The 21,898-nt window shown below is 66.0% G+C and carries 24 protein-coding genes; 16 read left to right on the top strand and 8 right to left on the bottom strand.

Going from position 1 to position 21,898, the window contains the following annotated elements:
- Nucleotides 1-1,265: 1,265 nt before the first annotated feature.
- Nucleotides 1,266-1,472 carry a hypothetical protein gene (locus D2T30_RS01550; RefSeq protein ID WP_128207350.1) on the top strand — a complete coding sequence of 69 codons (207 nt, stop codon included), beginning with the start codon at nt 1,266-1,268 and terminating at the stop codon, nt 1,470-1,472.
- A 135-nt stretch (nt 1,473-1,607) separates the two neighbouring features.
- Here the strand turns inward: D2T30_RS01550 and tyrS are convergent, their stop codons facing one another.
- Nucleotides 1,608-2,858 (bottom strand): tyrosine--tRNA ligase, encoded by a 1,251-nt coding sequence (gene tyrS / locus D2T30_RS01545; RefSeq protein WP_128207349.1) that lies wholly within the window; start codon nt 2,856-2,858, stop codon nt 1,608-1,610.
- Between the two features lie 59 nt (nt 2,859-2,917).
- Between tyrS and D2T30_RS01540 the strand changes: the two genes are divergently transcribed.
- Nucleotides 2,918-4,036 carry an anhydro-N-acetylmuramic acid kinase gene (locus D2T30_RS01540; RefSeq protein WP_128207348.1) on the top strand — a complete coding sequence of 373 codons (1,119 nt, stop codon included), beginning with the start codon at nt 2,918-2,920 and terminating at the stop codon, nt 4,034-4,036.
- Nucleotides 4,037-4,198: 162 nt separating this feature from the next.
- On the opposite strand, the gene D2T30_RS01535 is transcribed toward D2T30_RS01540, so the two are convergent.
- Both D2T30_RS01535 and D2T30_RS01530 read right to left on the bottom strand, forming a co-directional pair.
- Nucleotides 4,199-4,786: a peptidylprolyl isomerase gene (locus tag D2T30_RS01535; protein WP_128207347.1), complete on the bottom strand. Its 588-nt coding sequence runs from the start codon at nt 4,784-4,786 to the stop codon at nt 4,199-4,201.
- Complete coding sequence (locus tag D2T30_RS01530; protein ID WP_128184242.1) at nt 4,773-5,285, bottom strand: peptidylprolyl isomerase; 513 nt, start codon at nt 5,283-5,285, stop codon at nt 4,773-4,775. Before D2T30_RS01530 ends, D2T30_RS01535 begins: the two co-directional genes overlap by 14 nt.
- A 160-nt stretch (nt 5,286-5,445) precedes the next feature.
- On the opposite strand from D2T30_RS01530, the gene D2T30_RS01525 reads away from it, so the two are divergent.
- The 8 genes from D2T30_RS01525 (at nt 5,446) to D2T30_RS01490 (ending at nt 14,073) form a co-directional block, all read left to right on the top strand.
- Nucleotides 5,446-6,636 (top strand): phosphoglycerate kinase, encoded by a 1,191-nt coding sequence (locus D2T30_RS01525; RefSeq protein WP_128207346.1) that lies wholly within the window; start codon nt 5,446-5,448, stop codon nt 6,634-6,636.
- A 153-nt stretch (nt 6,637-6,789) separates the two neighbouring features.
- Nucleotides 6,790-7,683 carry a fructose bisphosphate aldolase gene (locus tag D2T30_RS01520; protein ID WP_128207345.1) on the top strand — a complete coding sequence of 298 codons (894 nt, stop codon included), beginning with the start codon at nt 6,790-6,792 and terminating at the stop codon, nt 7,681-7,683.
- 163 nt (nt 7,684-7,846) lie between these two features.
- On the top strand, nt 7,847-8,143 hold the full coding sequence (locus tag D2T30_RS01515; protein WP_128184236.1) for an FtsB family cell division protein: 297 nt from the start codon (nt 7,847-7,849) through the stop codon (nt 8,141-8,143).
- 187 nt (nt 8,144-8,330) lie between these two features.
- The gene (gene pdhA / locus D2T30_RS01510; protein WP_128184234.1) at nt 8,331-9,335 is read left to right on the top strand and encodes a pyruvate dehydrogenase (acetyl-transferring) E1 component subunit alpha; all 1,005 of its coding nucleotides are present in this window, start codon (nt 8,331-8,333) and stop codon (nt 9,333-9,335) included.
- A gap of 11 nt (nt 9,336-9,346) precedes the next feature.
- The gene (locus D2T30_RS01505) at nt 9,347-10,711 is read left to right on the top strand and encodes a pyruvate dehydrogenase complex E1 component subunit beta (protein WP_128207344.1); all 1,365 of its coding nucleotides are present in this window, start codon (nt 9,347-9,349) and stop codon (nt 10,709-10,711) included.
- Nucleotides 10,712-10,723: 12 nt separating this feature from the next.
- Nucleotides 10,724-12,007: a pyruvate dehydrogenase complex dihydrolipoamide acetyltransferase gene (locus tag D2T30_RS01500; RefSeq protein ID WP_128207343.1), complete on the top strand. Its 1,284-nt coding sequence runs from the start codon at nt 10,724-10,726 to the stop codon at nt 12,005-12,007.
- 114 nt (nt 12,008-12,121) lie between these two features.
- Nucleotides 12,122-12,994 (top strand): hypothetical protein, encoded by an 873-nt coding sequence (locus tag D2T30_RS01495; protein WP_128207342.1) that lies wholly within the window; start codon nt 12,122-12,124, stop codon nt 12,992-12,994.
- A gap of 29 nt (nt 12,995-13,023) precedes the next feature.
- The gene (locus D2T30_RS01490) at nt 13,024-14,073 is read left to right on the top strand and encodes a lipoate--protein ligase family protein (protein ID WP_128207341.1); all 1,050 of its coding nucleotides are present in this window, start codon (nt 13,024-13,026) and stop codon (nt 14,071-14,073) included.
- 151 nt (nt 14,074-14,224) lie between these two features.
- On the opposite strand, the gene D2T30_RS01485 is transcribed toward D2T30_RS01490, so the two are convergent.
- Nucleotides 14,225-14,494 carry a DksA/TraR family C4-type zinc finger protein gene (locus D2T30_RS01485; protein WP_128184224.1) on the bottom strand — a complete coding sequence of 90 codons (270 nt, stop codon included), beginning with the start codon at nt 14,492-14,494 and terminating at the stop codon, nt 14,225-14,227.
- A 165-nt stretch (nt 14,495-14,659) separates the two neighbouring features.
- Here D2T30_RS01485 and D2T30_RS01480 point away from each other — a divergent pair, with 165 nt between their 5' ends.
- Complete coding sequence (locus D2T30_RS01480) at nt 14,660-15,127, top strand: SspB family protein (protein ID WP_128207340.1); 468 nt, start codon at nt 14,660-14,662, stop codon at nt 15,125-15,127.
- A 49-nt stretch (nt 15,128-15,176) separates the two neighbouring features.
- Here the strand turns inward: D2T30_RS01480 and D2T30_RS01475 are convergent, their stop codons facing one another.
- On the bottom strand, nt 15,177-15,749 hold the full coding sequence (locus D2T30_RS01475; RefSeq protein WP_241651161.1) for a DoxX family protein: 573 nt from the start codon (nt 15,747-15,749) through the stop codon (nt 15,177-15,179).
- 239 nt (nt 15,750-15,988) lie between these two features.
- Between D2T30_RS01475 and fumC the strand changes: the two genes are divergently transcribed.
- Entirely contained in the window at nt 15,989-17,383 is a 1,395-nt protein-coding gene (fumC, locus tag D2T30_RS01470) for a class II fumarate hydratase (RefSeq protein ID WP_128207339.1), read from the top strand.
- A gap of 63 nt (nt 17,384-17,446) precedes the next feature.
- On the top strand, nt 17,447-17,863 hold the full coding sequence (locus D2T30_RS01465) for a pyrimidine dimer DNA glycosylase/endonuclease V (protein WP_128207338.1): 417 nt from the start codon (nt 17,447-17,449) through the stop codon (nt 17,861-17,863).
- Here D2T30_RS01465 and D2T30_RS01460 read toward each other — a convergent pair.
- The gene (locus tag D2T30_RS01460) at nt 17,839-18,288 is read right to left on the bottom strand and encodes a GNAT family N-acetyltransferase (RefSeq protein ID WP_128207337.1); all 450 of its coding nucleotides are present in this window, start codon (nt 18,286-18,288) and stop codon (nt 17,839-17,841) included. The two genes, D2T30_RS01465 and D2T30_RS01460, sit on opposite strands and share 25 nt — an antisense overlap.
- Nucleotides 18,289-18,389: 101 nt before the next feature.
- On the opposite strand from D2T30_RS01460, the gene D2T30_RS01455 reads away from it, so the two are divergent.
- The 3 genes from D2T30_RS01455 to D2T30_RS01445 are packed head-to-tail and all read left to right on the top strand — an operon-like array spanning nt 18,390 to nt 20,007.
- Nucleotides 18,390-19,577 (top strand): cytochrome P450, encoded by a 1,188-nt coding sequence (locus D2T30_RS01455; RefSeq protein WP_128207336.1) that lies wholly within the window; start codon nt 18,390-18,392, stop codon nt 19,575-19,577.
- Nucleotides 19,578-19,588: 11 nt separating this feature from the next.
- The gene (locus D2T30_RS01450; protein WP_128207335.1) at nt 19,589-19,777 is read left to right on the top strand and encodes a DUF4169 family protein; all 189 of its coding nucleotides are present in this window, start codon (nt 19,589-19,591) and stop codon (nt 19,775-19,777) included.
- Entirely contained in the window at nt 19,774-20,007 is a 234-nt protein-coding gene (locus tag D2T30_RS01445) for a ribbon-helix-helix domain-containing protein (RefSeq protein ID WP_128207334.1), read from the top strand. Before D2T30_RS01450 ends, D2T30_RS01445 begins: the two co-directional genes overlap by 4 nt.
- A gap of 135 nt (nt 20,008-20,142) precedes the next feature.
- On the opposite strand, the gene olsA is transcribed toward D2T30_RS01445, so the two are convergent.
- Together olsA and olsB are read right to left on the bottom strand one after the other, a co-directional pair.
- Nucleotides 20,143-20,967 (bottom strand): lyso-ornithine lipid O-acyltransferase, encoded by an 825-nt coding sequence (gene olsA, locus D2T30_RS01440; protein ID WP_128207333.1) that lies wholly within the window; start codon nt 20,965-20,967, stop codon nt 20,143-20,145.
- Nucleotides 20,964-21,764 (bottom strand): L-ornithine N(alpha)-acyltransferase, encoded by an 801-nt coding sequence (gene olsB / locus D2T30_RS01435; RefSeq protein ID WP_128207332.1) that lies wholly within the window; start codon nt 21,762-21,764, stop codon nt 20,964-20,966. The genes olsA and olsB overlap by 4 nt, the downstream gene beginning before the upstream one ends.
- Nucleotides 21,765-21,898 lie beyond the last annotated feature (134 nt).

Below are 21,898 nucleotides of genomic sequence, written 5' to 3'. Positions count from 1 at the left end.
CACGATGTTTTCGACAAAATGACGTCAGGAAGCATCACCCCTGAGCTTGACAGCCTTAACCTCTGATAAACCATTCTGGGACATATTCAAACCTCACAATCGCGTGCGCTGGAGATGGATTTTCGCGGAGGTGACATGCCTGTTCATGGGGTTGTCTGGCCCGTCTGGTTGGCGACAGAGATTTCGCGGTCGCGGTCAGGGCAGTCTGACTGCCGCAGGCCCGGTACCGTGCGATCTTTCCTGACCAATGGCGCGTGCAACGCCGGTTCGGACCCCGGATGCCGGCATGTCTGCTCCGTTGGTGGGGAATGTAGAGCGGATCCGCATTCCCGCCGTCGCAGGCCATGGATCAGGTTTGTCAGAGAACGGACCGGTGATCGCCTGTCCCTGTTGAGCTGTCTTTGATAGGCGATGGTTTCGCCGATGGTCAGTAGGCTCGCGTCGATTGGCTTGATCTTGCCCATCGTCCCCGCCCTCCTGCATCTGCGCAGAGCGGCGTGCCACAACCGCATCAGCGATCAATTCGCCGAGCCGCCACGACCAGACCAGTGCGCCCCCAAAGCCAATCTTATCCGCGTCGCCCAGCACAATGCCCACGTGAATCCATGACAGCACCATCAATGCATCCCCTCTACCTGATTGCTGTCGGTAGGCTTTGAGGATCGGTAGTAGCCACGCGCGGGCGATCGTATCTGCCGAGGTTTCCACCCCTACCATCGTCAAAGCTGTGCCGCCGCTCCTCATGCGCCCCCAAGCGAAACCGAGGGCCGGTATCCGGGACCGGGCCACGCGGCTATCCGCTCAACAGCCCATCCCGGCAGCAGCGCCTCGTGCAGCGCCCTAGCGTCGAGCGAGCCGTGACAGGCGGAACTGCCCTGAATACCCCAGCATCACGCCCGCGTCTCGGGAATGCCAAGGCGATTTCGTTGTTTGTTGCGTCCCGCCTTCCACCGCCTCGATCCGTCAATCCGGATCACCCATCGCCTGTCCGAAAGGCGCTTATGGCCGATATTCAGCTTGCCCGACACGACTTCGTTTCCACGATGGGCGGCTGCGAGCGCTGGCCTATGCCGATCTGATCGGGGCGCAGACTGTTGTTTTGCTGAATCCGCAATCGACGCAAGACCGCCCCTTGGGACACGCGCTTTCCCGTCTCGCAGCAGACACCGATGGATGGCCCCCATGCGGATGCCATGGGCACATATCGCAGGGTGAAGGACGTCATCATCGTCGGTGACAGGCATGACCATGAGGACGGCCTTCACATGAAACGCCTTGCCGGGCCGAATGCGCGGAAGCTGAACACGCCGTTCATGGGGCACGGCGTCGCCGCCTGTCTCGATGGCATGGGGCTGCTCGCGGCCATCATCATGCAGCCGCTTCGCTGGGGGCGCGATGACGGGATGCTGCTCGAGAGGCTCAGGAAGCGCCGGAATTTCCTGCATTACTACGAGCAACATACTGCGGCATGAGCGGATGAAGAACAGCCCCCGGTTCACCGATATCGTGACCCGCACCAAGACGCAGAACACCGGAAAACAACGCCCGCCGTTCCCGCATCGGGTCGCCGCGACCGCCGCCCGGATCCCGGACGGCGGCCCGGGCTGTCAGCCGAGGCTGACCAGCGCGTGGCGCTTTTTCCCGGCGCTCAGCTTGAGCGGATCGGCCAGATCGCCGGCGCCGAACATCCGGCCGGGATCGAGGCAGATCTCGTCGTTCACCCGCACGCCGCCGTCGGCGATCAGGCGCTTGCCGTCCTTGCCGGTCTTGGCAAGGCCCGAACGCACCACGAGCTGCGCAAGGCTGATGCCGTCCGACACCTCGTCGACCGTCAGCTGCAGGCGCGGCAGTTCCTCGCCCACGCCGCCGCGTTCAAAGACCTCGCGCGCGGTCGCCTCGGCGTTGACGGCGGCTTCGGCGCCATGCAGCAGCGTCGTCACCTCATTGGCGAGGATGACCTTCGCCTCGTTGATCTCGGATCCGCCAAGAGCGGCCAGCCGTTCGCATTCGACCAGCGGCAGATCGGTGTAAAGCTTGAGGAACCGCCCCACATCGGCATCGGTCGTATTGCGCCAGAACTGCCAGAACTCGTAGGGCGACAGCATCTCGCCGTTCAGCCAGATGGCGCCGCCCTGCGACTTGCCCATCTTGCGGCCGTCCGAAGTGGTCAGCAGCGGCGTGGTCAGCCCGAACAGGTCGGTGTCCAGCACCCGGCGCGTCAGGTCGATGCCGTTGATGATGTTGCCCCACTGGTCCGAGCCGCCCATCTGCAACAGACAGCCGTAGCGGCGGTTCAGTTCGAGGAAGTCATAGGCCTGCAGGATCATATAGTTGAATTCGAGGAAGCTCAGGCTCTGTTCCCGGTCGAGCCGCGACTTCACCGATTCAAACGACAGCATCCGGTTGACGCTGAAATGCCGCCCGATGTCGCGCAGGAACTCGAGGTAGTTCAGATTGTCGAGCCATTCGGCATTGTTCAGCATCCGCGCACCGTTCGGCGCATCGCCGTAGTCGAGGTAGCGCGCGAAAACCCGGCCCATGCCGTCGATGTTCTCGTCGATCTTCTCGGGCGTCAGCAGCGGGCGCTCTTCCGACCGGAAGGACGGATCGCCGACCTTGGTCGTGCCGCCGCCCATCAGGGTGATCGGCTTGTTGCCGGTCTTCTGGAACCAGCGCAGCAGCATGATGTTCAGCAGATGCCCGACATGCAGCGAGGCCGCCGTCGCATCATAGCCGATATAGGCGGTCACCATCCCCTTCTTCAGCGTCGTGTCCAGCTCCTGCAGATCGGTGCAATCCGCAAGGTAGCCACGCTCGATGATGATCGACAGGAAGTCGGATTTGGGATGGTAGGTCATCGTGCTTGTCCCTTGTTTGGTGACCTGCATATATCGGTCAGGCAATGAAAGGGAAAGTCATGACTGAACGCGACCGGACGGCTGCCCTGCGCGCGGCGGGCACGATGTCGGGCACATCGCTCGACGGCGTGGACGCGGCCGAGGTGGTGACGGATGGCGAACGGATCATCGCCTTCGGCGCCACCGCCTACCGCCCCTATTCCACCGAGGAACGCGCGGTGTTGCGCGCGGCGCTTGGCCGCTGGCCGGGCGAACCGGGCGTCGACGCCGCCGCGGCGGTGGTCGAGGCGGCGCATGCCGAACTCCTCGCACGGTTCGGCGCGGCGGAGCTGATCGGCTTTCACGGGCAGACGCTGGCGCATGATCCGCGCGGATTGGCCGGGCCACGCCGCACGCATCAGGCGGGGAACGGCGCGCATCTGGCCCGGGCGCTCGGCCGCCCGGTGGTCTGGGATTTCCGCAGTTCGGACGTCGAGATGGGCGGCGAAGGCGCGCCGCTCGCGCCCTTCTTCCATTTCGCCTGCGCGAAATGGGCGGGGCTGACGGCGCCGGTGGCCTTCCTGAACCTCGGCGGCGTGGGCAATGTCACCTGGGTCGATCCGCGCAAACCGGGGCCAGAGGCCGCGGGCGCGGTGCTGGCCTTCGACACCGGCCCCGCCAATGCGCCGATCAACGACCTGATGATGCGCCGCCTTGGCCGCGAGCGCGACGAGGACGGGGCGCTGGCCGCGTCAGGCCGGATCGACGCGCCGGTGCTCAACCGCTTCCTGTCCCACCCCTATTTCCGCCGCATGCCGCCGAAATCGCTGGACCGGAACGATTTCCATGACCTGCTGCGGCGGGTCGAGGGGCTTTCGGACGCCGATGCCGCCGCCACCCTGACAGCCTGCGCCGCCGCCTCGGTCACGGCGGGCTTCGAGCATTTCCCCGAACCGGCGCAGGCCGTCTATGTCACCGGCGGCGGACGGCTGAACGCGACGATGATGGGGGAAATCGCGCGGCGCGGCACCCTGCCCGTCGCCCCGGTCGAGGATCTCGGCCTCGACGGCGACATGCTGGAGGCGCAGGCCTTCGCCTATCTGGCGGTGCGCGTCACGCGCGGCCTGCCGACCTCGGGGCCGACCACCACGGGCGTGCCCGCCCTGATCGGCGGCGGGCAGATCAGCACACCGCACTGAACGCGCGCGCCTCTTCCTGCCTTCGTGTTTCCATAAATATCCCGGGGGTGAGGCGCTTGCGCCGAGGGGGCTGGCCCCCTGCCCCCTGTCCGCCCACACCCACGCATGGATGCGACCACCACCGAAAACGCCGGGCCAGCCCAAGGCGGCCCGGCGCAGAGATCATTCGATCGTGGCCGAGGCGATGTAGTCCGGCTCCGTCACCAGACCGTTGCGGGCGGCATCGCCCTTCTTGATCGCATCGACGATATCCATCCCCTCGATCACCTGACCGAAGACGGTGTATTGCCCGTTCAGATGCGGCGCGGGGGCGAACATGATGAAGAACTGGCTGTTCGCCGAATTCGGGTTCGAGGACCGCGCCATGCCGACGGTGCCGCGCTCGAACGGCTTGTCCGAGAATTCGGCCTTCAGGTCCGGGTAGGACGAACCGCCCATCCCCGCCATCGAGGTATCGCCCTCGCGCTTGCCGAACTGCACATCACCCGTCTGCGCCATGAAACCGTCGATCACCCGGTGAAAGACCACGCCGTCATAGGCATGATCCGTCACCAGTTGCTCGATCCGCTTCACATGCTGCGGGGCGACATCCGGGAACAGGTCGATCACGATGCGGCCCGGATGGGCCCCCGCGACCTCCAGCACCAGATTCGGCCCCGGCCCGTCCGCGGTCTGCGCCGAGGCGCCGATCGCCGAAACCGACAGCGCGACCCCCATCAGGCCCGCGCGCAGAAGATCACGCCTGAGCATCGGCCGCGACCTTCACCGAGATCATCCGGTCCGGGTTCGCCGGCGGCTCGCCGCGCTGGATCTTGTCGACGAATTCCATCCCCGACAGCACCCGCCCGTAAACGGTATATTGCCCGTTCAGGAAGTGGTTGTCCTTGAAATTGATGAAGAACTGGCTGTTCGCCGAATTCGGGTTCATCGAGCGCGCCGCCCCGATCGTGCCGCGGTCATGCGGCAGCTTGGAAAATTCCGCCGGAAGATCGGGGTAGGACGAACCGCCCGTGCCGGCGCGGCGGGGGTTGTAGTCCTTTTCCATATTGGCGTTCTCGACGTCGCCCGTCTGCGCCATGAAACCTTCGATCACCCGGTGGAACGCCACGTTGTCATAGGCGCCGTCACGGGCCAGCTGCTTCATCCGCTCGACATGTTTCGGTGCGACATCGGGAAGCAGTTCGACGACGACGGGGCCGTCCTTCAGTTCGATGATGATCGTGTTTTCAGGATCTTTGATCTCGGCCATTTCTGGTCTCCTCGCTTGTCGGGCGGACTTTAGGCAAGCGGCCCGGAATAGAAAAGCCGAAAGCGCGGTCCCGCCGTTGACGTTACCCGGAGGGCAAGGCAAGTTTGCGTGAACTCCAAGTGCCCGCAATTCCGGGCAAAACAGAATCGGGAGGAAGAGGATGCCCTGGAAAACGCTCGACGACATGGATCTTTCGGGCAAGGTGGTGCTCGTGCGCGTCGACATCAACGTGCCGGTGGAAAACGGCGTGGTGACCGATGCGACGCGGATCGAGAAGATCGTGCCGACGGTGACCGACATCATCGCCAAGGGCGGCAAGCCGGTGCTGCTGGCGCATTTCGGCCGCCCCAAGGGCCAGGTCGTGCCCGAAATGAGCCTCAAGCCGCTGGTCCCGGTGCTGGAAAAGGCGCTCGGCCATCACGTGATCTTCGCCGAGGATTGCATCGGCGCCCCGGCCAAGACCGCCGTGTCCGAAATGGGACCGGGCGATGTGGTGCTGCTGGAAAACACCCGCTTCCACGAGGGTGAGGAAAAGAACGATCCCGAGCTTGCGGCCGGGATGGCGGCGCTTGGCGAGGTCTATGTGAACGACGCCTTTTCCGCCGCGCACCGGGCGCACAGCTCGACCGAGGCGATCGCCCATATCCTGCCCTCCTGCGCCGGGCGGCTGATGGAGGCGGAACTCAAGGCGCTGGAAGCCGCGCTCGGCAATCCGGAACGGCCGGTGACGGCGGTGGTCGGCGGGGCCAAGGTCTCAACCAAGCTCGACCTGCTCGGCAACCTCGTGACCAAGGTCAACAATCTGGTGATCGGCGGGGGCATGGCGAACACCTTCCTCGTCGCGCAGGGGATCGACGTGGGCAAGTCGCTCGCCGAACGTGACATGGCCGATACGGTGAAGGAAATCCTCGCCAAGGCCGAGGAAGCCGGCTGCCGGATCGTGCTGCCGGTCGATGTGGTCGTGGCGCGCGAGTTCAAGGCGGGGGCGACGAATGCGGTGGTCGCCGCCGATTCCTGCCCGCCGGATGCGATGATCCTTGATGCCGGGCCGGAAACCGTGGCGGAAATCGGCAAGGTCTTCGAGGCGTCGAAGACGCTGATCTGGAACGGCCCGCTTGGCGCGTTCGAGATCCCGCCCTTCGACACCGCGACCAATGCCGCCGCGCAGAAGGCCGCCGAGCTGACCCGCGAGGGCAGCCTGATTTCCGTCGCCGGCGGCGGCGATACGGTCGCGGCGCTGAACAAGGCGGGCGTCGCGGGCGACTTCACCTATATCTCGACGGCGGGGGGCGCCTTCCTCGAATGGATGGAGGGCAAGGAATTGCCCGGCGTCGCGGCCCTTACCGTCTGAAGCGCAACCGGAACAGGCGACAACCGGCCGCCTGTTCCCTGCCCCGCCCGCTGTTAGCGTTCTCAGAATTGCACGGCACCGGGCAAGGGGTTACGGAAAACAGGGCAAGGCGCACCGCGCCCATGACAGGCACTATTCCCGGGGGAATTGACGATGACCAACGCTGCTCAAACCGAACAGATGAAAAAGGGCAACGGCTTCATCGCCGCGCTCGACCAGTCGGGCGGCTCGACGCCGAAGGCGCTGCGGCTCTATGGCGTGACCGAGTCCGAATATTCGGGCGAAGAGGAAATGTTCGACCTGATCCACAAGATGCGGTCGCGCATCATCAAGTCGCCCGCCTTCACCGGCGACAAGGTGATCGGCGCGATCCTCTTTGAACAGACGATGGACCGCGAGATCGACGGCAAGCCCACCGCCACCTTCCTGTGGGAGGAACGCCACGTCGTCCCCTTCCTCAAGATCGACAAGGGGCTCGAGGCGGAAAAGAACGGCGTGCAGCTGATGAAGCCGATCCTGGGCGTCGACGCGCTGCTCGACCGCGCGGCAAAGGCCGGGATCTTCGGCACCAAGGAACGCTCGGTCATCAACGCCGCGAACCGCGAGGGCATCTATGACGCCGTGGCGCAGCAGTTCGAGCTGGGCAAGACCGTGCTGGCGCATGGGCTGATGCCGATCATCGAGCCGGAAGTGACGATCTCGATCGCCGACAAGGTCGAGGCCGAGGCGATCCTGCGCGAGGCGATTCTCGAACAGCTCGAACAGCTCGAAGACGGCAAGCAGGTGATGCTGAAGCTGACCCTGCCGACGGTGCCGAACTTCTACAAGCCGCTGGTGGACCACCCGAAGGTGCTGAAGGTCGTGGCGTTGTCGGGCGGCTATTCGCGCGACGAGGCGAACGAGATCCTGTCGCAGAACACCGGCATCATCGCCTCGTTCAGCCGCGCGCTGACCGAAGGGCTGAGCGCGCAGCAAAGCGACGATGAATTCAACGACGCGCTGCGCGAGGCGATCATCTCGATCCACAAGGCTTCCGTCGCCGGCTGAACGGTCGCAGACTGAACCGCGCGGGACGAACGGAAACGGGGGCTTCGGCCCCCGTTTTTCATGCGCGCGGGTTGTTCCCAAAGCGCGCGGGCTGTGGCACAGTGGCCCCATATCGCCCGTCAGAGGCGCAGATCATCCCCGAACCGGGGCAGAGGGCAGCAGCATGTTCCGCAAGAACTGGTCCATCGGACCACTCATCTTCTTCTTCCTCGCTTTCATCCTTGGCGCCTATTTCACCTTCGCCGCGGTGCAGGGATCCTACGGCATCCTGCGCCGGGTGCAGATCGACGCCGAGATCGAGACGCTGACCACCGAACGCAACGCCCTGCGCACCGAGGCGGAGCGGATGGCCAACCTCACCCGCCGGCTGTCGGACGACTATCTGGACCTCGACCTCCTTGACGAACGCGCGCGCGAGGTGCTGGGCACCGTGCGCCCGGACGAGATCGTCATCCGCTGAATTTTCCGCCATTTTCCGCCGGTCGCGCAGCGCCACGGGCGTTGCGCGTTTGTGTTTTCGCCCCTAGGCTTGCTGTGTCGACAGCAGGATTTCGCATCCCGACGCAGCCGCGATTGCATCGCAAACCCGCATGCTGTATGGGATTGTTTAACGTTGAACTATTTTCTGCGCAGGGGAGGAACGCCTGATGGCTACTCGCAAGACCCCCGAGACGGAAGCCCAGACGGGCGCCAATGTCTCGAAGGAGGAACTTCTCGAATACTACCGCGAAATGCTGCTGATCCGGCGATTCGAGGAAAAGGCCGGCCAGCTTTACGGCATGGGCCTGATCGGCGGTTTCTGCCACCTCTACATCGGCCAGGAAGCCGTCGTCGTCGGCATCGAGGCCGCGACGAAGGAAGGCGACAAGCGCATCACCTCCTACCGTGACCACGGGCACATGCTTGCCTGCGGCATGGACCCGAAAGGCGTGATGGCCGAGCTCACGGGCCGCGAAGGCGGATATTCCAAGGGCAAGGGCGGCTCGATGCACATGTTCTCGAAAGAGAAGCATTTCTACGGCGGCCACGGCATCGTCGGCGCGCAGGTGCCGCTTGGCGCGGGGCTGGCGTTCTCGGACAAGTACAAGGGCAACGACAACGTCACCTTCGCCTATTTCGGCGATGGCGCGGCGAACCAGGGTCAGGTCTACGAGACCTACAACATGGCCGAGCTGTGGGACCTGCCGGTGATCTTCGTGATCGAGAACAACCAGTATGCGATGGGCACCTCGGTCAAGCGGTCCACCAAGTCGCAGACGCTGTTCGGGCGCGGTGTCGCCTACGGCATTCCGGGCGAACAGGTGGACGGCATGGACGTGCTGGCGGTGAAGGCGGCGGCGCAGAAGGCCGTGGCGCATTGCCGGGCGGGCAAGGGCCCCTACATCCTCGAAGTGATGACCTATCGCTATCGCGGCCATTCGATGTCGGACCCGGCGAAATACCGCTCCCGCGAGGAGGTGCAGAAGATGCGCGACGAACGCGATGCGATCGAACATGTGCGCGACCTGCTGCTGACCGGCGGCCATGCGACGGATGATGACCTGAAGGCGATCGACAAGGACATCAAGGCCGTCGTCAACGAGGCGGCGGAATTCGCCAAGGAAAGCCCCGAGCCCGCGCTGAGCGAGCTTTGGACCGACATCTACGCTTGAGGGACTGAACCATGGCAACCGAAATCCTGATGCCCGCCCTGTCCCCCACGATGGAGGAAGGCACCCTGTCGAAATGGCTGGTCAAGGAAGGCGACGACGTCAAATCCGGCCAGATCATCGCCGAGATCGAAACCGACAAGGCGACGATGGAATTCGAGGCGGTCGATGAGGGCACGGTCGGCAAGATCCTGATCCCCGAGGGCACCTCGGGCGTCAAGGTCAACACGCCGATCGCCGTTCTGGTCGAGGAAGGCGAAAGCGCCGACGACATAAAGGCCCCTGCCCCGGCAGCGGCTGACGCGCCCAAGGCCGAAGCCGCCCCGGCCCCCGCCGAGGCCGCGGCCCCGGTCGAGATCGTGTCCAAGGCCTCGCCCGACTGGCCGGAAGGCACGCCGATGAAGACCATCACCGTGCGCGAGGCCTTGCGCGAAGCGATGGCCGAGGAAATGCGCGCCGACGAGAATGTCTTCCTGATGGGCGAGGAAGTCGCCGAATATCAGGGCGCCTACAAGATCTCGCAGGGCCTGCTGGACGAATTCGGTGCGAAGCGCGTGATCGACACGCCGATCACCGAGCAGGGCTTCACCGGCATCGCCGTCGGCGCGGCCTTTGGCGGCCTGCGCCCGATCGTCGAGTTCATGACCTTCAACTTCGCCATGCAGGCGATCGACCAGATCATCAATTCGGCGGCGAAGACGCTGTACATGTCGGGCGGCCAGATGGGCGCGCCGATGGTGTTCCGCGGCCCGAACGGCGCCGCCGCCCGCGTGGGCGCGCAGCACAGCCAGGATTATGCGGCATGGTATGCCTCGATCCCGGGCCTCAAGGTCGTCATGCCCTATTCGGCATCGGACGCCAAGGGCCTGCTCAAGACCGCGATCCGCGACAACAACCCGGTGATCTTCCTTGAGAACGAGATCCTTTATGGTCGTTCGTTCGAGGTGCCGGACCTGCCCGACTTCACCATCCCCTTCGGCAAGGCGCGCATCTGGCGCGAGGGCGCCGATGTGACACTGGTGAGCTGGGGCATCAGCGTGGGCCACGCGCTCGAAGCGGCCGACAAGCTCGCGGCGCTCGGCATCTCGGCCGAGGTGATCGACCTGCGCACGCTGCGCCCGATCGACTACGACACGGTGCTCGCCTCGGTGCAGAAGACCAACCGCGCCGTCATCGTCGAGGAAGGCTTCCCGGTCGGCTCGCTGGCCAGCTACATGGCCTCGGTCATCATGGAACGCGCCTTCGACTATCTCGACGCGCCGGTGCTGGCCCTGACCGGCAAGGACGTTCCGATGCCCTATGCCGCGAACCTCGAAAAGCTCGCCCTGATCACCTCGGACGAAATCGTCGAGGCGGTCCGCAAAGTCACCTATCGGTAAGGGGTCACCAACATGGCTACCGAAATCCTGATGCCGGCGCTTTCCCCCACGATGGAAGAGGGAACGCTGTCCAAATGGCTGAAGAAAGAGGGCGACGAGGTCAAATCCGGTGACATCATCGCCGAGATCGAGACCGACAAGGCGACGATGGAATTCGAGGCGGTGGACGAAGGCGTCCTCGGCAAGATCCTGATCCCCGAGGGCACCTCGGGCGTCAAGGTCAACACGCCGATCGCCGTTCTGGTCGAGGAAGGCGAAAGCGTCGATGCGACGCCCGCCCCCAAGGCCGAAGCCCCGAAAGCCGAGGCCGCGAAAGAGGCTCCGAAGGCCGAGGCGGCCCCCGCCGCGGTCGCCGCGCCGAAGGCGGACGGCAAGCGCATCTTCGCCTCGCCGCTTGCCCGTCGCATCGCGGCGGAAAAGGGGCTCGACCTGACGGCGGTCAAGGGCTCCGGCCCGCATGGCCGGATCGTCAAATCGGATGTCGAGGCAGTGCAAGCTGCGCCCAAGGCCGCGCCTGCCGCCGCCCCGGCTCCGGCTGCGGCCCCCGCCGCCGCGGCGCCGCAGGGCATGTCGGCCGCAACCGTCGCCAAGATGTATGAAGGCCGCGCCTATGAGGAAGTCACCCTCGACGGCATGCGCCGCACCATCGCCGCGCGCCTGACCGAGGCGAAGCAGACCATCCCGCATTTCTACCTCCGCCGCGAGGTGAAGCTGGATGCGCTGCTGGCCTTCCGCGCCGATCTGAACAAGAAGCTGGCGGCGCGGGGGGTGAAGCTCTCGGTCAACGACTTCATCATCAAGGCCTGCGCGCTGGCGCTGCAACAGGTGCCGGATGCGAATGCGGTCTGGGCCGGCGACCGGATCCTGAAGATGAAGGCCTCGGACGTGGCCGTTGCCGTGGCGATCGAGGGTGGCCTGTTCACCCCGGTCCTGCAGGATGCGGAATCGAAGTCGCTGTCCAAGCTCTCGGCGCAGATGAAGGATCTGGCCAAGCGCGCCCGCGACCGCAAGCTCGCCCCACACGAATATCAGGGCGGCAGCTTCGCGATCTCCAACCTCGGCATGTTCGGGATCGACAGCTTCGACGCGGTGATCAACCCGCCGCATGGCGCGATCCTCGCCGTCGGCGCGGGCGTCAAGAAGCCGGTCGTCGGCGCGGATGACCAGATCGAGGTCGCCACGGTGATGTCGATGACGCTCTCGGTCGATCACCGGGTGATCGACGGCGCGCTCGGGGCGGAACTGCTGGCGGCGATCGTCGAGAATCTGGAAAACCCGCTGGCGATGCTGGCCTGAGCCATCCCGCGGAACGAATGACACCCCCGGCCCCGCCGGGGGTTTCTCTTTTGCGATCTTCCCTCGCCCCCGCGCTGCCGCTATGGTCCGGCACGGGACTGAAAAGGAAGAACAATGCAGGTCGCGTTCCACGTCGGCGCCTTCGATACGGAATCGGATATCCCGATCCGGATCCTGCGCGCCAATGACGACATCCTTGAGGAAGAGGGCGTCATCATTGCCTCGCCGGAAGAATATGGCAACGCCCTGCGCGAGCCGCTGGTCGCCCTGCGCGGCGGCGTCGCCAGCGCCGGGATGCGCGATCAGGTGGTCATGGCCTGCACCGGGCGCCCGCCCGGCGATGTCGACCGGCTGGTCATCACGCAGCGCGGCCTGCTGGCGGGGCCGGACCGGGCGGTGACGGCCGAGGGGCTCTATCCCCTCGCCCCGCAGCGGATCGGCGCGCTCGCCAATCTCTTCCCGCAGGACGAGGTGGAGTTCCACTTCTCGATCATCAGCCCGGTGCTGCTGCTGCAATCGCTGAGCCGCAAGCGCGACTATGCCGAGCTGCTGGATGGCCGCCCCCCCGAACAGTTGCTGTGGTCGCCGGTGATCGCGCGCATGGCCGAGGCCGCGCAGGGCCGCAGGCTGGTCGTCTGGTGCAACGAGGACCTGCCCCTGATCCTGCCCGAGGTGGTTCGCAGCCTCGCCGCGCTCGACCCCTCGACACAGCTGCGGTCCGAGGATCTGCTCCTGCGCGCACTGCTGACGCCCGAGGGATTGCGGGAGCTGCAGGACGACCTCGCCCCCCTGCCGCCGCAGGCTATTGCGGCGCGGCGGGCGCTGACCGTGGCGGCGCTGGACCGGCACGCACGGCCCGGGCGGATGGATCAGGAAATCTCGATCCCCGGCTGGTCCGAGGATCTCGTCCACGACCTGACCGATCTGTATGAGGACGACGTCAGCCGCCTTGCCGCGATGCCGGGCGTGACGTTCATCGCCCCCTGACGGCCAAAGAACGAAAAGGAGGACAGCCGATGCATGGCGAATACAAGGTTCCGGGTGGCAAGCTCGTCGTGGCGGATGTGGCGGTCGTTGACGGCCGTCTGGCCGATGTGCAGATATCGGGCGATTTCTTTCTGGAACCGGCCGAGGCGCTGGCCGATCTGCGCGCGGCGCTGAACGGCCTGCCAGAGACCGCGTCGGTCGAGGATATGGTGTCGGCGCAGCGGGCCGGGCTGCGCCCCGGCGCGGCGCTGATCGGCTTCACCTTCGAATCCGTGGCGATCGCGGTGCGGCGCGCGCTTGGCGTGGCCAAGACCTGGCGCGACTACGAATGGCAGGTGATCGATTCCAAGGCCGTTCCCCCCGCGATGCATCTTGCGCTGGATGACGTTCTGGCGCGCGAGGTGGCGGCCGGGCGGCGCCCGCCGACCCTGCGCTTTTGGGAATGGGAACGCCCGGCGATCATCATCGGCAACTTCCAGTCGCTGAGGAACGAGGTCGATCAGGAAGCCACTGCCCGTTTCGGTGTGCAGGTGGTGCGGCGCGTGACGGGCGGCGGGGCGATGTTCGTCGAACCCGGCTCGACCATCACCTATTCGCTCTACGCGCCCGCCGATCTGGTGGCGGACATGGATTTCGCGGCCTCCTACGCCTTCCTCGATGCATGGGTGCTCAAGGCGCTGAACGATCTGGGCATCGACGCCTTCTACAAGCCGCTGAACGACATCGCGAGTTCCAAGGGCAAGATCGGCGGCGCGGCGCAGAAACGATATGCGGGCGGCACGGTGCTGCACCATGTCACCATGGCCTATGACATGGATGCGGCCAAGATGATGCAGGTGCTGCGCATCGGTCGCGAGAAGATTTCCGACAAGGGCATCGCCAGCGCGGCGAAGCGCGTCGATCCGGTGCGCAGCCAGACCGGGCTGGAACGGCGCGTGGTGATCGAGCGGATGAAGCAGACCTTCGTCGATCTGCACGGCGGCACGCCGGGCGACATCACCCCCGCGGAATATGCCGCGGCCGAACAGCTCGTGCAGGAGAAGTTCGGGACCGAGGCCTGGCTGCACCACGTGCCCTGAGAGGGGGTTCCGAAACCCGATCCGGGCGCGCCGGCGGAGGCGTGGCAGGGGGCGCCGCCCCCTCGGGCCCTTGGCCCTCACCCCCGGGATATTTGTGGAAAGATGAAAGGGAAAAGGCCGCTTCGCGAGGCGTTGAAACAGGCTCCGAGGCTCACTTCAGCAAGGCATCCTTCGACGCGCGGCGGTTGATCCCGCCGCGCTGTTTCGGGCGATGGTCGTGGGCATTCTGGCAGTCGATGCACAGCTTCACGCCGGGGATCGCACGACGCCGCGCCTCGGGGATCGGCTCGTCGCATTCGGCGCAATGGGTCAGGCTTTCGCCGACCGGCTTCGGCCGCGATTGCAGGCGTTTCAGCTCATCCTCGATCGAGGCGTCGATCTGTTCGTTCACCGCGCCATCGCGCGCCCAGCCACCGGCCATCCGTCATCTCCCTTCGCATGACAGGAATGTAATACCGTTTGCCGCCCGCACAATACCGGGCCGCAACACCCGCGCGACGTGGGGGCGGGTTCCGGCGCGCGGCGCGCGTCCCCCCTTCCCTTGCGCCGCGAATCTCCTATGTTGGAGCAAACAGAAGGAGCAGCCATGACGCGCAGCATCGACTACGGAAATCTCATGCACCGGGCCATGCGCGGGCTCATCCAGACCGTGCTGGAGGACGTGGCGCAGAACGGCCTGCCGGAACCGCACCACTTCTTCATCACCTTCGACAGCCAGCATCCCGGGGTTGAAATGGCCGACTGGCTGAAGACCCGCTACCCCGAGGAAATGACCATCGTCATCCAGCACTGGTATGAAAACCTGACCGTCACGGACGAGGGTTTCTCGATCACGCTGAACTTCGGCAATTCGCCGGAGCCGCTGTATATCCCCTTCGACGCGGTGCAGACCTTCGTCGATCCCTCGGTCGAATTCGGCCTGCGGTTCGAGACGCAGGATTACGAGGATGACGAGGACGAAGAGGACGACGCCGAGGAAGCCGCCCCGGCCGCCGAGGAAAAACCCCGCACGCCGGGGGAGGTCGTCAGCCTCGACAAGTTCCGCAAGCCCTGAATGCAAAGCGCCCCGCATCGCGGGGCGCAGTCGTCTCAAGGGGGCCTGTTCAGAATTCCTTGCCGATCACCCGGTCGAGCGAAATCCGCCCCCCGCCGAAGGCCGCGATGATCGCCGCCCCCGCCGCCCAGAACAGCGAATTCTGCTCCGCCTTGGTCTGCACCGTTTCAAGGAAGGCCGTGCCGCCATCGAGCAGCAGCCGCGCCTGCCCCTGCGGCGTCAGGAACTGCGCATTATCCTTGAGGAAGGCCAGCCCCTCGGGCGTCAGGAAGGCATGTCCGAACGGGCGGGTGATGTGGTAATAGAGCGTGATCGCCAGCATCACCGCACTGGCCAGCGCCATCGGCCGCGTCAGCAGGCCCAGCACGATCGCCGCGCCCCCGAACACCTGCATCACCGCCAGCAGCGGCGAGAACAGCCACCCCGGATGGAACCCCATCGCCTCGACGAAGCCCACCTGCGCCATCGGCGCGAGAATCTTCGGCCAGCCCTCGATCACCAGCATCCCGCCGACAATCACCCGGAACGCGAGCCAGCCCCATGGCTGCGCGAAGCCGTGATAGAACGGCGCCAGGAACGGCAGGATCAGCCTTTCCCTCGGACCCGAAGTCATCTCATCCATGTCTCTCATCCTTCTGTTTCCGGGACGGGAAATGGGCCATCGGGCCGTTCCCCGGACCGCGCGTCGCTGCACCGGGCAGAACGATCGCATCGCCCTTCCGGCTACGCCCGCGCGGCGCTTGCGTCCTTGCGCTGGATCAAGTCTGCATACCTTCGCATACGGTCGCGCGCATACGGATTGCAAAGACCGCCCCACCGCCCTAGAACCCATGCAGTCCATAGGTTTTCACGGAGGCCCTGATGACCGCGACCCGCACCGAGACCGACAGCTTCGGTCCGCTCGAAGTTCCCGCCGACAAATACTGGGGCGCGCAGACGCAGCGCTCGATCATCAATTTCCCGATCGGATGGGAACATCAGCCCGTGCCGATCATCCGCGCCCTCGGCGTGATCAAGAAGGCCGCGGCGACGGTCAACAAGGCACAGGGCGATCTGGCCCCCGAGCTCGCCGATGCGATCATCGAGGCGGCGACGGAGGTGATCGACGGCAAGTTCGACGACAACTTCCCGCTGGTCGTGTGGCAGACGGGCTCCGGCACGCAGTCGAACATGAACGCGAACGAGGTGATCTCGAACCGCGCGATCGAGATTCTGGGCGGCGTGAAGGGCTCGAAAAAGCCCGTCCACCCGAACGATCACGTCAACATGGGCCAGTCGTCGAACGACACCTTCCCGACGGCGATGCACGTCGCCATCGGCATGCAGGCGCGCGACGTGCTGCTGCCGGGTCTGGAAAAGCTGTCGAAGGCGCTCTGGGCCAAGTCCGAGGAATTCAAGGACATCATCAAGATCGGCCGGACGCATACCCAGGATGCGACGCCGCTGACTTTGGGCCAGGAATTCTCGGGCTATGCGACGCAGATCGACAAGGGCATCGCGCGGGTGAAATGGGCGCTCGGCGACATCTACCAACTGGCGCAGGGCGGTACCGCCGTCGGCACCGGGCTGAACACCAAGGTCGGCTGGGACACCCGCATCGCCGCCCAGATCGCCGAGATCACCAACCTGCCCTTCATCACCGCGCCGAACAAGTTCGAGGCGCTGGCCGCGCATGACGCGATGGTGATGTTCTCGGGCGCGCTCAAGACGGTCGCGGCCTCGTGCTTCAAGATCGCCAACGACCTGCGGCTCCTCGGCTCCGGCCCGCGCTCGGGTCTGGGCGAGCTGATCCTGCCGGAAAACGAACCCGGCTCCTCGATCATGCCGGGCAAGGTCAACCCGACGCAGGCCGAGGCGCTGACGATGGTCTGCGCCCATGTCATGGGCAATGACGCGGCCGTCGGCTTCGCCGGATCGCAGGGGCATTTCGAGCTCAACGTCTACAACCCGATGATGAGCTACAACGTCCTCCAGTCGATGCAGCTTCTGGGCGACGCGGCGGGCTCCTTCACCGACCACATGGTCGTCGGCACCAAGGCGAACACCAGCCGGATCGAAAAGCTGATGAAGGAATCGCTGATGCTGGTCACAGCGCTTGCGCCCACCATCGGCTACGACAACGCCACCAAGGTCGCCAAGACCGCGCACAAGAACGGCACCACGCTCCGCGAAGAGGCCGTGAAGCTCGGTTTCGTCGACGAGGCGACCTTCGACAAGATCGTCCGCCCCGAGGACATGATCGGCCCGAAGGGCTGATCTGGCCGAGAGATCGTCTTGAAGGGCGGCCCCGGCCGCCCTTCTCCTTTGAACAGGCGCATCGTGACCCGCATCAACTGCATCCCGCCGGAAGAGCTGACCGGCCCGCATCTCGTCGCCGAATACCGCGAGCTGCCGCGCATCTTCGGCCTCGTCCGCGCCGCGATCGCGCGCGGCGAAACGCCGGATGACCCGCGCAATCCTCGGACCTATCGCCTCGGCACCGGGCATGTGCGGTTCTTCTTCCCCCGCACCGGCTATCTGCTCCGCCGCCAGACCGCCCTGATCGCCGAGATGCGGGCCCGCGGCTTCTCCCCCGGCTTTACCGATCCCGAAAGCCTGATCGCCGGCATCCCGCCTCTCTGGCGTGCCGACTGGGTGCCGACGGCGGAGGCGATGGCGCTCAACCGCGCGCGCATCGCCGAACGCCTCGCCGGGGCAAAACGCCGCCGGGCTCAGCCGCCCGAAGGCATCGTGTAAAGGATGAACCCCGAGGCCGGCGCATAGCTGTCATACAGCCGCCGCGCGGTGTCGTTCGTCTCATGCGTCAGCCAGCGGACGGACCCATAGCCGTTCTCCCGCGCGAAGGCGCGCACATGGTCGATCAGCGCCCGCCCGACGCCCTTGCCCCGCGCCTCGGGGACGGTGAACAGGTCGGACAGATAGATCACCCGCCCCCCCGACAGCGACCGGTGCAGCAGCGAGTATTGCACCAGCCCAAGCGCCCGCCCCTCGCCGTCCCGCGCGATATCCGCCCAGAACGGCTCTTCGGCATCGAGGATCCAGCTCCAGACCGTGCCGATCGCGCCCCGCGCATCCGTGTCGTAGAAATCGGCATAGCCCTGGAACAGGGCTTCCCAGTCGGGCCGGTCGTCATAGTCCACGGGTGAAATCGTCAGGCTCATGGCAGTCTCCTTTTCCCCACTGAACGCCGGTCCGCGCCCGGACACAAGCCTTGCATCCGCCCCCGTCCTGCGCTTTCAACGCTGCAGGACCCGGAGCCACCATGCAACGCATCGCACAATCCCCCCTCGATCCCGATTTCGTCCAGAACCCCTGGCCCTTTTACGACCGGGTCCGCGCCGCCGGCCCCTTCGCCTTCTGGGAAGACTACGGCCTGCCCGTCACCGCCCGCGCCCATGTCACCGGCGCCGCATTCCGCGACCGCCGCCTCGGGCGCGAGGCCCCGGCCGAATGCGCCCCCGCCATCCCCGACCACCTGAAGCCCTTCTACGCGGTCGAGGCGCATTCCATGCTCGAACGCGACGGTGCGCATCACGCCCGCCTGCGGCGGCTGGTGCTGCGCGCCTTCACCTCGAACCGCATCGCCACGCTCGCGCCCGAAATCGCCGTGCTCGCCCACGACCTGATCGACCGCTTCCCGACCGGCGGCTGCGATCTCATCACCCATTTCGCCCAGCCGATCCCGGTGATCGTGATCGCGCGCCTGCTCGGCGTGCCCGAGGACCGCGCGGACGATCTCCTGCGCTGGTCGAACGCGATGGTCGGCATGTATCAGGCGAAACGCACCCGCGCGAGCGAAGACGCCGCCGTCGCCGCGACCGAGGCTTTCGTCGACTTCATCGACAGCTACGCCACGCTCCGCCGCCGCACGCCGGCGAACGACCTGATCTCGGAGCTTCTCGCCGCGGAAGAGGCCGGTGACCGGCTGTCGCGTGCGGAGCTGATCACCACCTGCATCCTGCTGCTGAACGCGGGGCATGAGGCGACGGTCCACACCATCGGCAACGGGGTGAAGACACTCCTCGAAACCGGCACCGGCGCGGACTGGCTGACGCCCGATCGCGCCCCCGGCACGATCGAGGAAATCCTGCGCCACGACCCGCCGCTCCACATGTTCACCCGCTGGGTCCTTGAGGATATCGACCTCGGCGGCGAGACCTTCCGCCGCGGCGATCGGATCGGCCTGCTTCTGGGCGGCGCGAACCGCGACCCCGGCCCGTGGGAAGATCCCGCCCGCTTCGATCCCGCCCGCCCGGTGCAGACGAATTTCAGCTTCGGCGCCGGGGCGCATTTCTGCATCGGCGCGCCGCTCGCCCGGCTCGAACTGGTCACGGCGCTGCCGATCCTGTTCCAGCGCCTGCCGGGCCTGCGCCTCGCCGCGCCGCCCCGCTATTCCGATCTCTATCATTTCCACGGCCTCGAAAGACTCGAAATCCGCTGGCAGGCATGAGAGGATTGTTCATGGCCGAGATCACCAACCTCAACCGTTTCCGCAAGCAGAAGGCCCGCGCCGAACGCCGCGCCGGGGCCGATGCGAATGCGGCGAAATTCGGCCGCACCCGCGCGCAGCGCGAACAGGAGGAAGCGCAGGCCGAAAAGGCGCGCGCCCTGCTCGACGCGCATAGGCGCAACGACGGGGAAGAGGCATGAGCCGCCCCGAGAAACATTCCCTGACGCTTGAGGGGCACCGCACCTCGGTCTCGCTCGAACCGGAATTCTGGAAGGCATTCCGGATGATCTGCGCCGAACGCGGCACCGGGATCAACGCGCAGGCCAGCCGTATCGACATCGAACGCCCCGCAGACACCGGCCTCGCCACCGCGATCCGGCTGTTCGTTCTGGCCTATTATCAGGAAAAGTGCGCTCCCCCCTCCCCCTGAAACAGCCTTCCTGCCGTCGTTTTTCCATAAATATCCCGGGATGAGGCGGATTAGACATCCTTCCAGTGGAAGGATGTCCCGCCGAATGCGCGGAACGGGCGAGGGGGCTGGCCCCCTCTGCACCCTCTCCACCCCTCAATCCGCTTCCGCGTAACCCGCCCGCACCAAGGCCTCGCAGGCCGCTGCAAGCTCTTTACGAGACGCGAAATCCGCGACCCGCAGCGGCGGATGGAAGATCACCTCCGCCGCCCCGCCGCGCGGCGCGGCCAGTAATTGCAGCAGATGCGGCCCGAACTCCATGCTGCCCCACCAGCCGTAGAACCGCGGATCCTCGCCCGGGGGGGCGCGGTAGACCACCGTCACCGGCTGCACCCACATCAGATCGCGCAGCCCCTCGGCGAAGAAGGCCTGAAACAGCGTCGACTTGAACGGCAGGACGCGCAGGCCATCGCTCGACGTGCCTTCGGGAAAGAACAGCAACCGCTGACCCAGACGGATCCGGTCCTCCATCGCGGCCTGCTGGGCCTTCGCCGCCTTCGGATCGCGCTGGATGAACAGCGTTCCCGCCGCGCGGGCGAGGAAGCCGATGCCGGGCCAGCGCGCGACCTCGGCCTTGGAGACGAAGAACAGCCCCTGACAGGCGTTCAGCGTGAAGATGTCGAGCCAGGAGGAATGATTGGCGACCACCGCGCCCGGCTGCGCCATCGGCGCGCCGCGCGTGCGGTAGCGGATGCCAAGGATCGCCAGCACCGCGCGACAGACAAGGCGCGGCATCCACGGCGTCAACGGCCGGCGCTGGCCGCACAACAGCCTTTCGCCCCCGCGCAGCGCGAACAGCACCGCCAGCCCGCCATAGAGCAGCACCGCGATAACCACGCCGCGTCCGGCCACGCGCAACCAGCCCGCCGGGCCGATCCGGCGCGCGGCGGGCGGCGGCGCGTCGCTTTGCCAGGTGATCACGCCGGCCCCTCGCCCCGGGTTTCATGCCGACGGGTGTAGAAGGCCAGATGCTTGTCGGACATCGCCTTGGTATCCATCAGCAGCAGCACATCCGTCGTGTTGAAGGCCCGGTCAACAAAGGCCCCCTCGCCCACATAACCGCCAAGCCGCAGATAGGCCTTGATGAGATTGGGCATCTGCGCCATCGCCTGCGCCCGGTCCAGCTCCGCAGGCGGGACCAGATCCATCGGCTGGAACGCCGCGGGCAGCGCGCGCGGGCGCATGTCCGGCGGTGCAAGGTGATGTTCGTGCAGCCAGGACAGCGGCATCTTCAGCGCCTCGACATCCGTGCCGTGGAAAGAGGCCACGCCGAACAGGATTTCCATCCCGTGATCCAGCACATAATCCGCAAGCCCGTTCCACAGCAGGAACATCGCGGACCCGCCGCGCAGCTTGCGGTCGACGCAGGACCGCCCCAGCTCCAGCAGCCGCCGCCCCGAATCGATCAGCGGCGACAGGTCGTATTCGCCCGCGCAGTAGAACCCGCCGCAGGTCGCCGCCCGGTCGGACGACAGCAGCCGGTAGGCGCCGACGACGTAATCGAGCCCGCCCTCCGCCTCGCGCGCCGGGTCGATCAGGATCAGATGGTCGTAGACCGCGTCGAATTCGTCGCGCTCAAGCCGCGCCGCGTGATCGACCATCGGCCCGCTGCCGCCAAGCTCCTCGACGAAGACCTTGTAGCGCAGCCGTTGCGACGCGCGCAGATCACGATCGTCGCGCGCCAGCCTGACCTCGTATGTCGGTGTGTCTGGGGTCATCGGCTCCCGTCCCGTTCGGCCCTAGATATGACGACCCCCGCCGCCGATGCAATGGCCCCCACCATGCCCGCCGCGAGGTTTGACATTCCCCGCATCTCTGTCAGACTCCTCCGCACCGGTCAGCCTTAACCTTT

The sequence above is a fragment of the Paenirhodobacter populi genome, assembly GCF_004022215.1.
Classification (GTDB): domain Bacteria; phylum Pseudomonadota; class Alphaproteobacteria; order Rhodobacterales; family Rhodobacteraceae; genus Rhodobacter; species Rhodobacter populi.
This window is presented reverse-complemented; position numbering and strand designations above follow the sequence as displayed.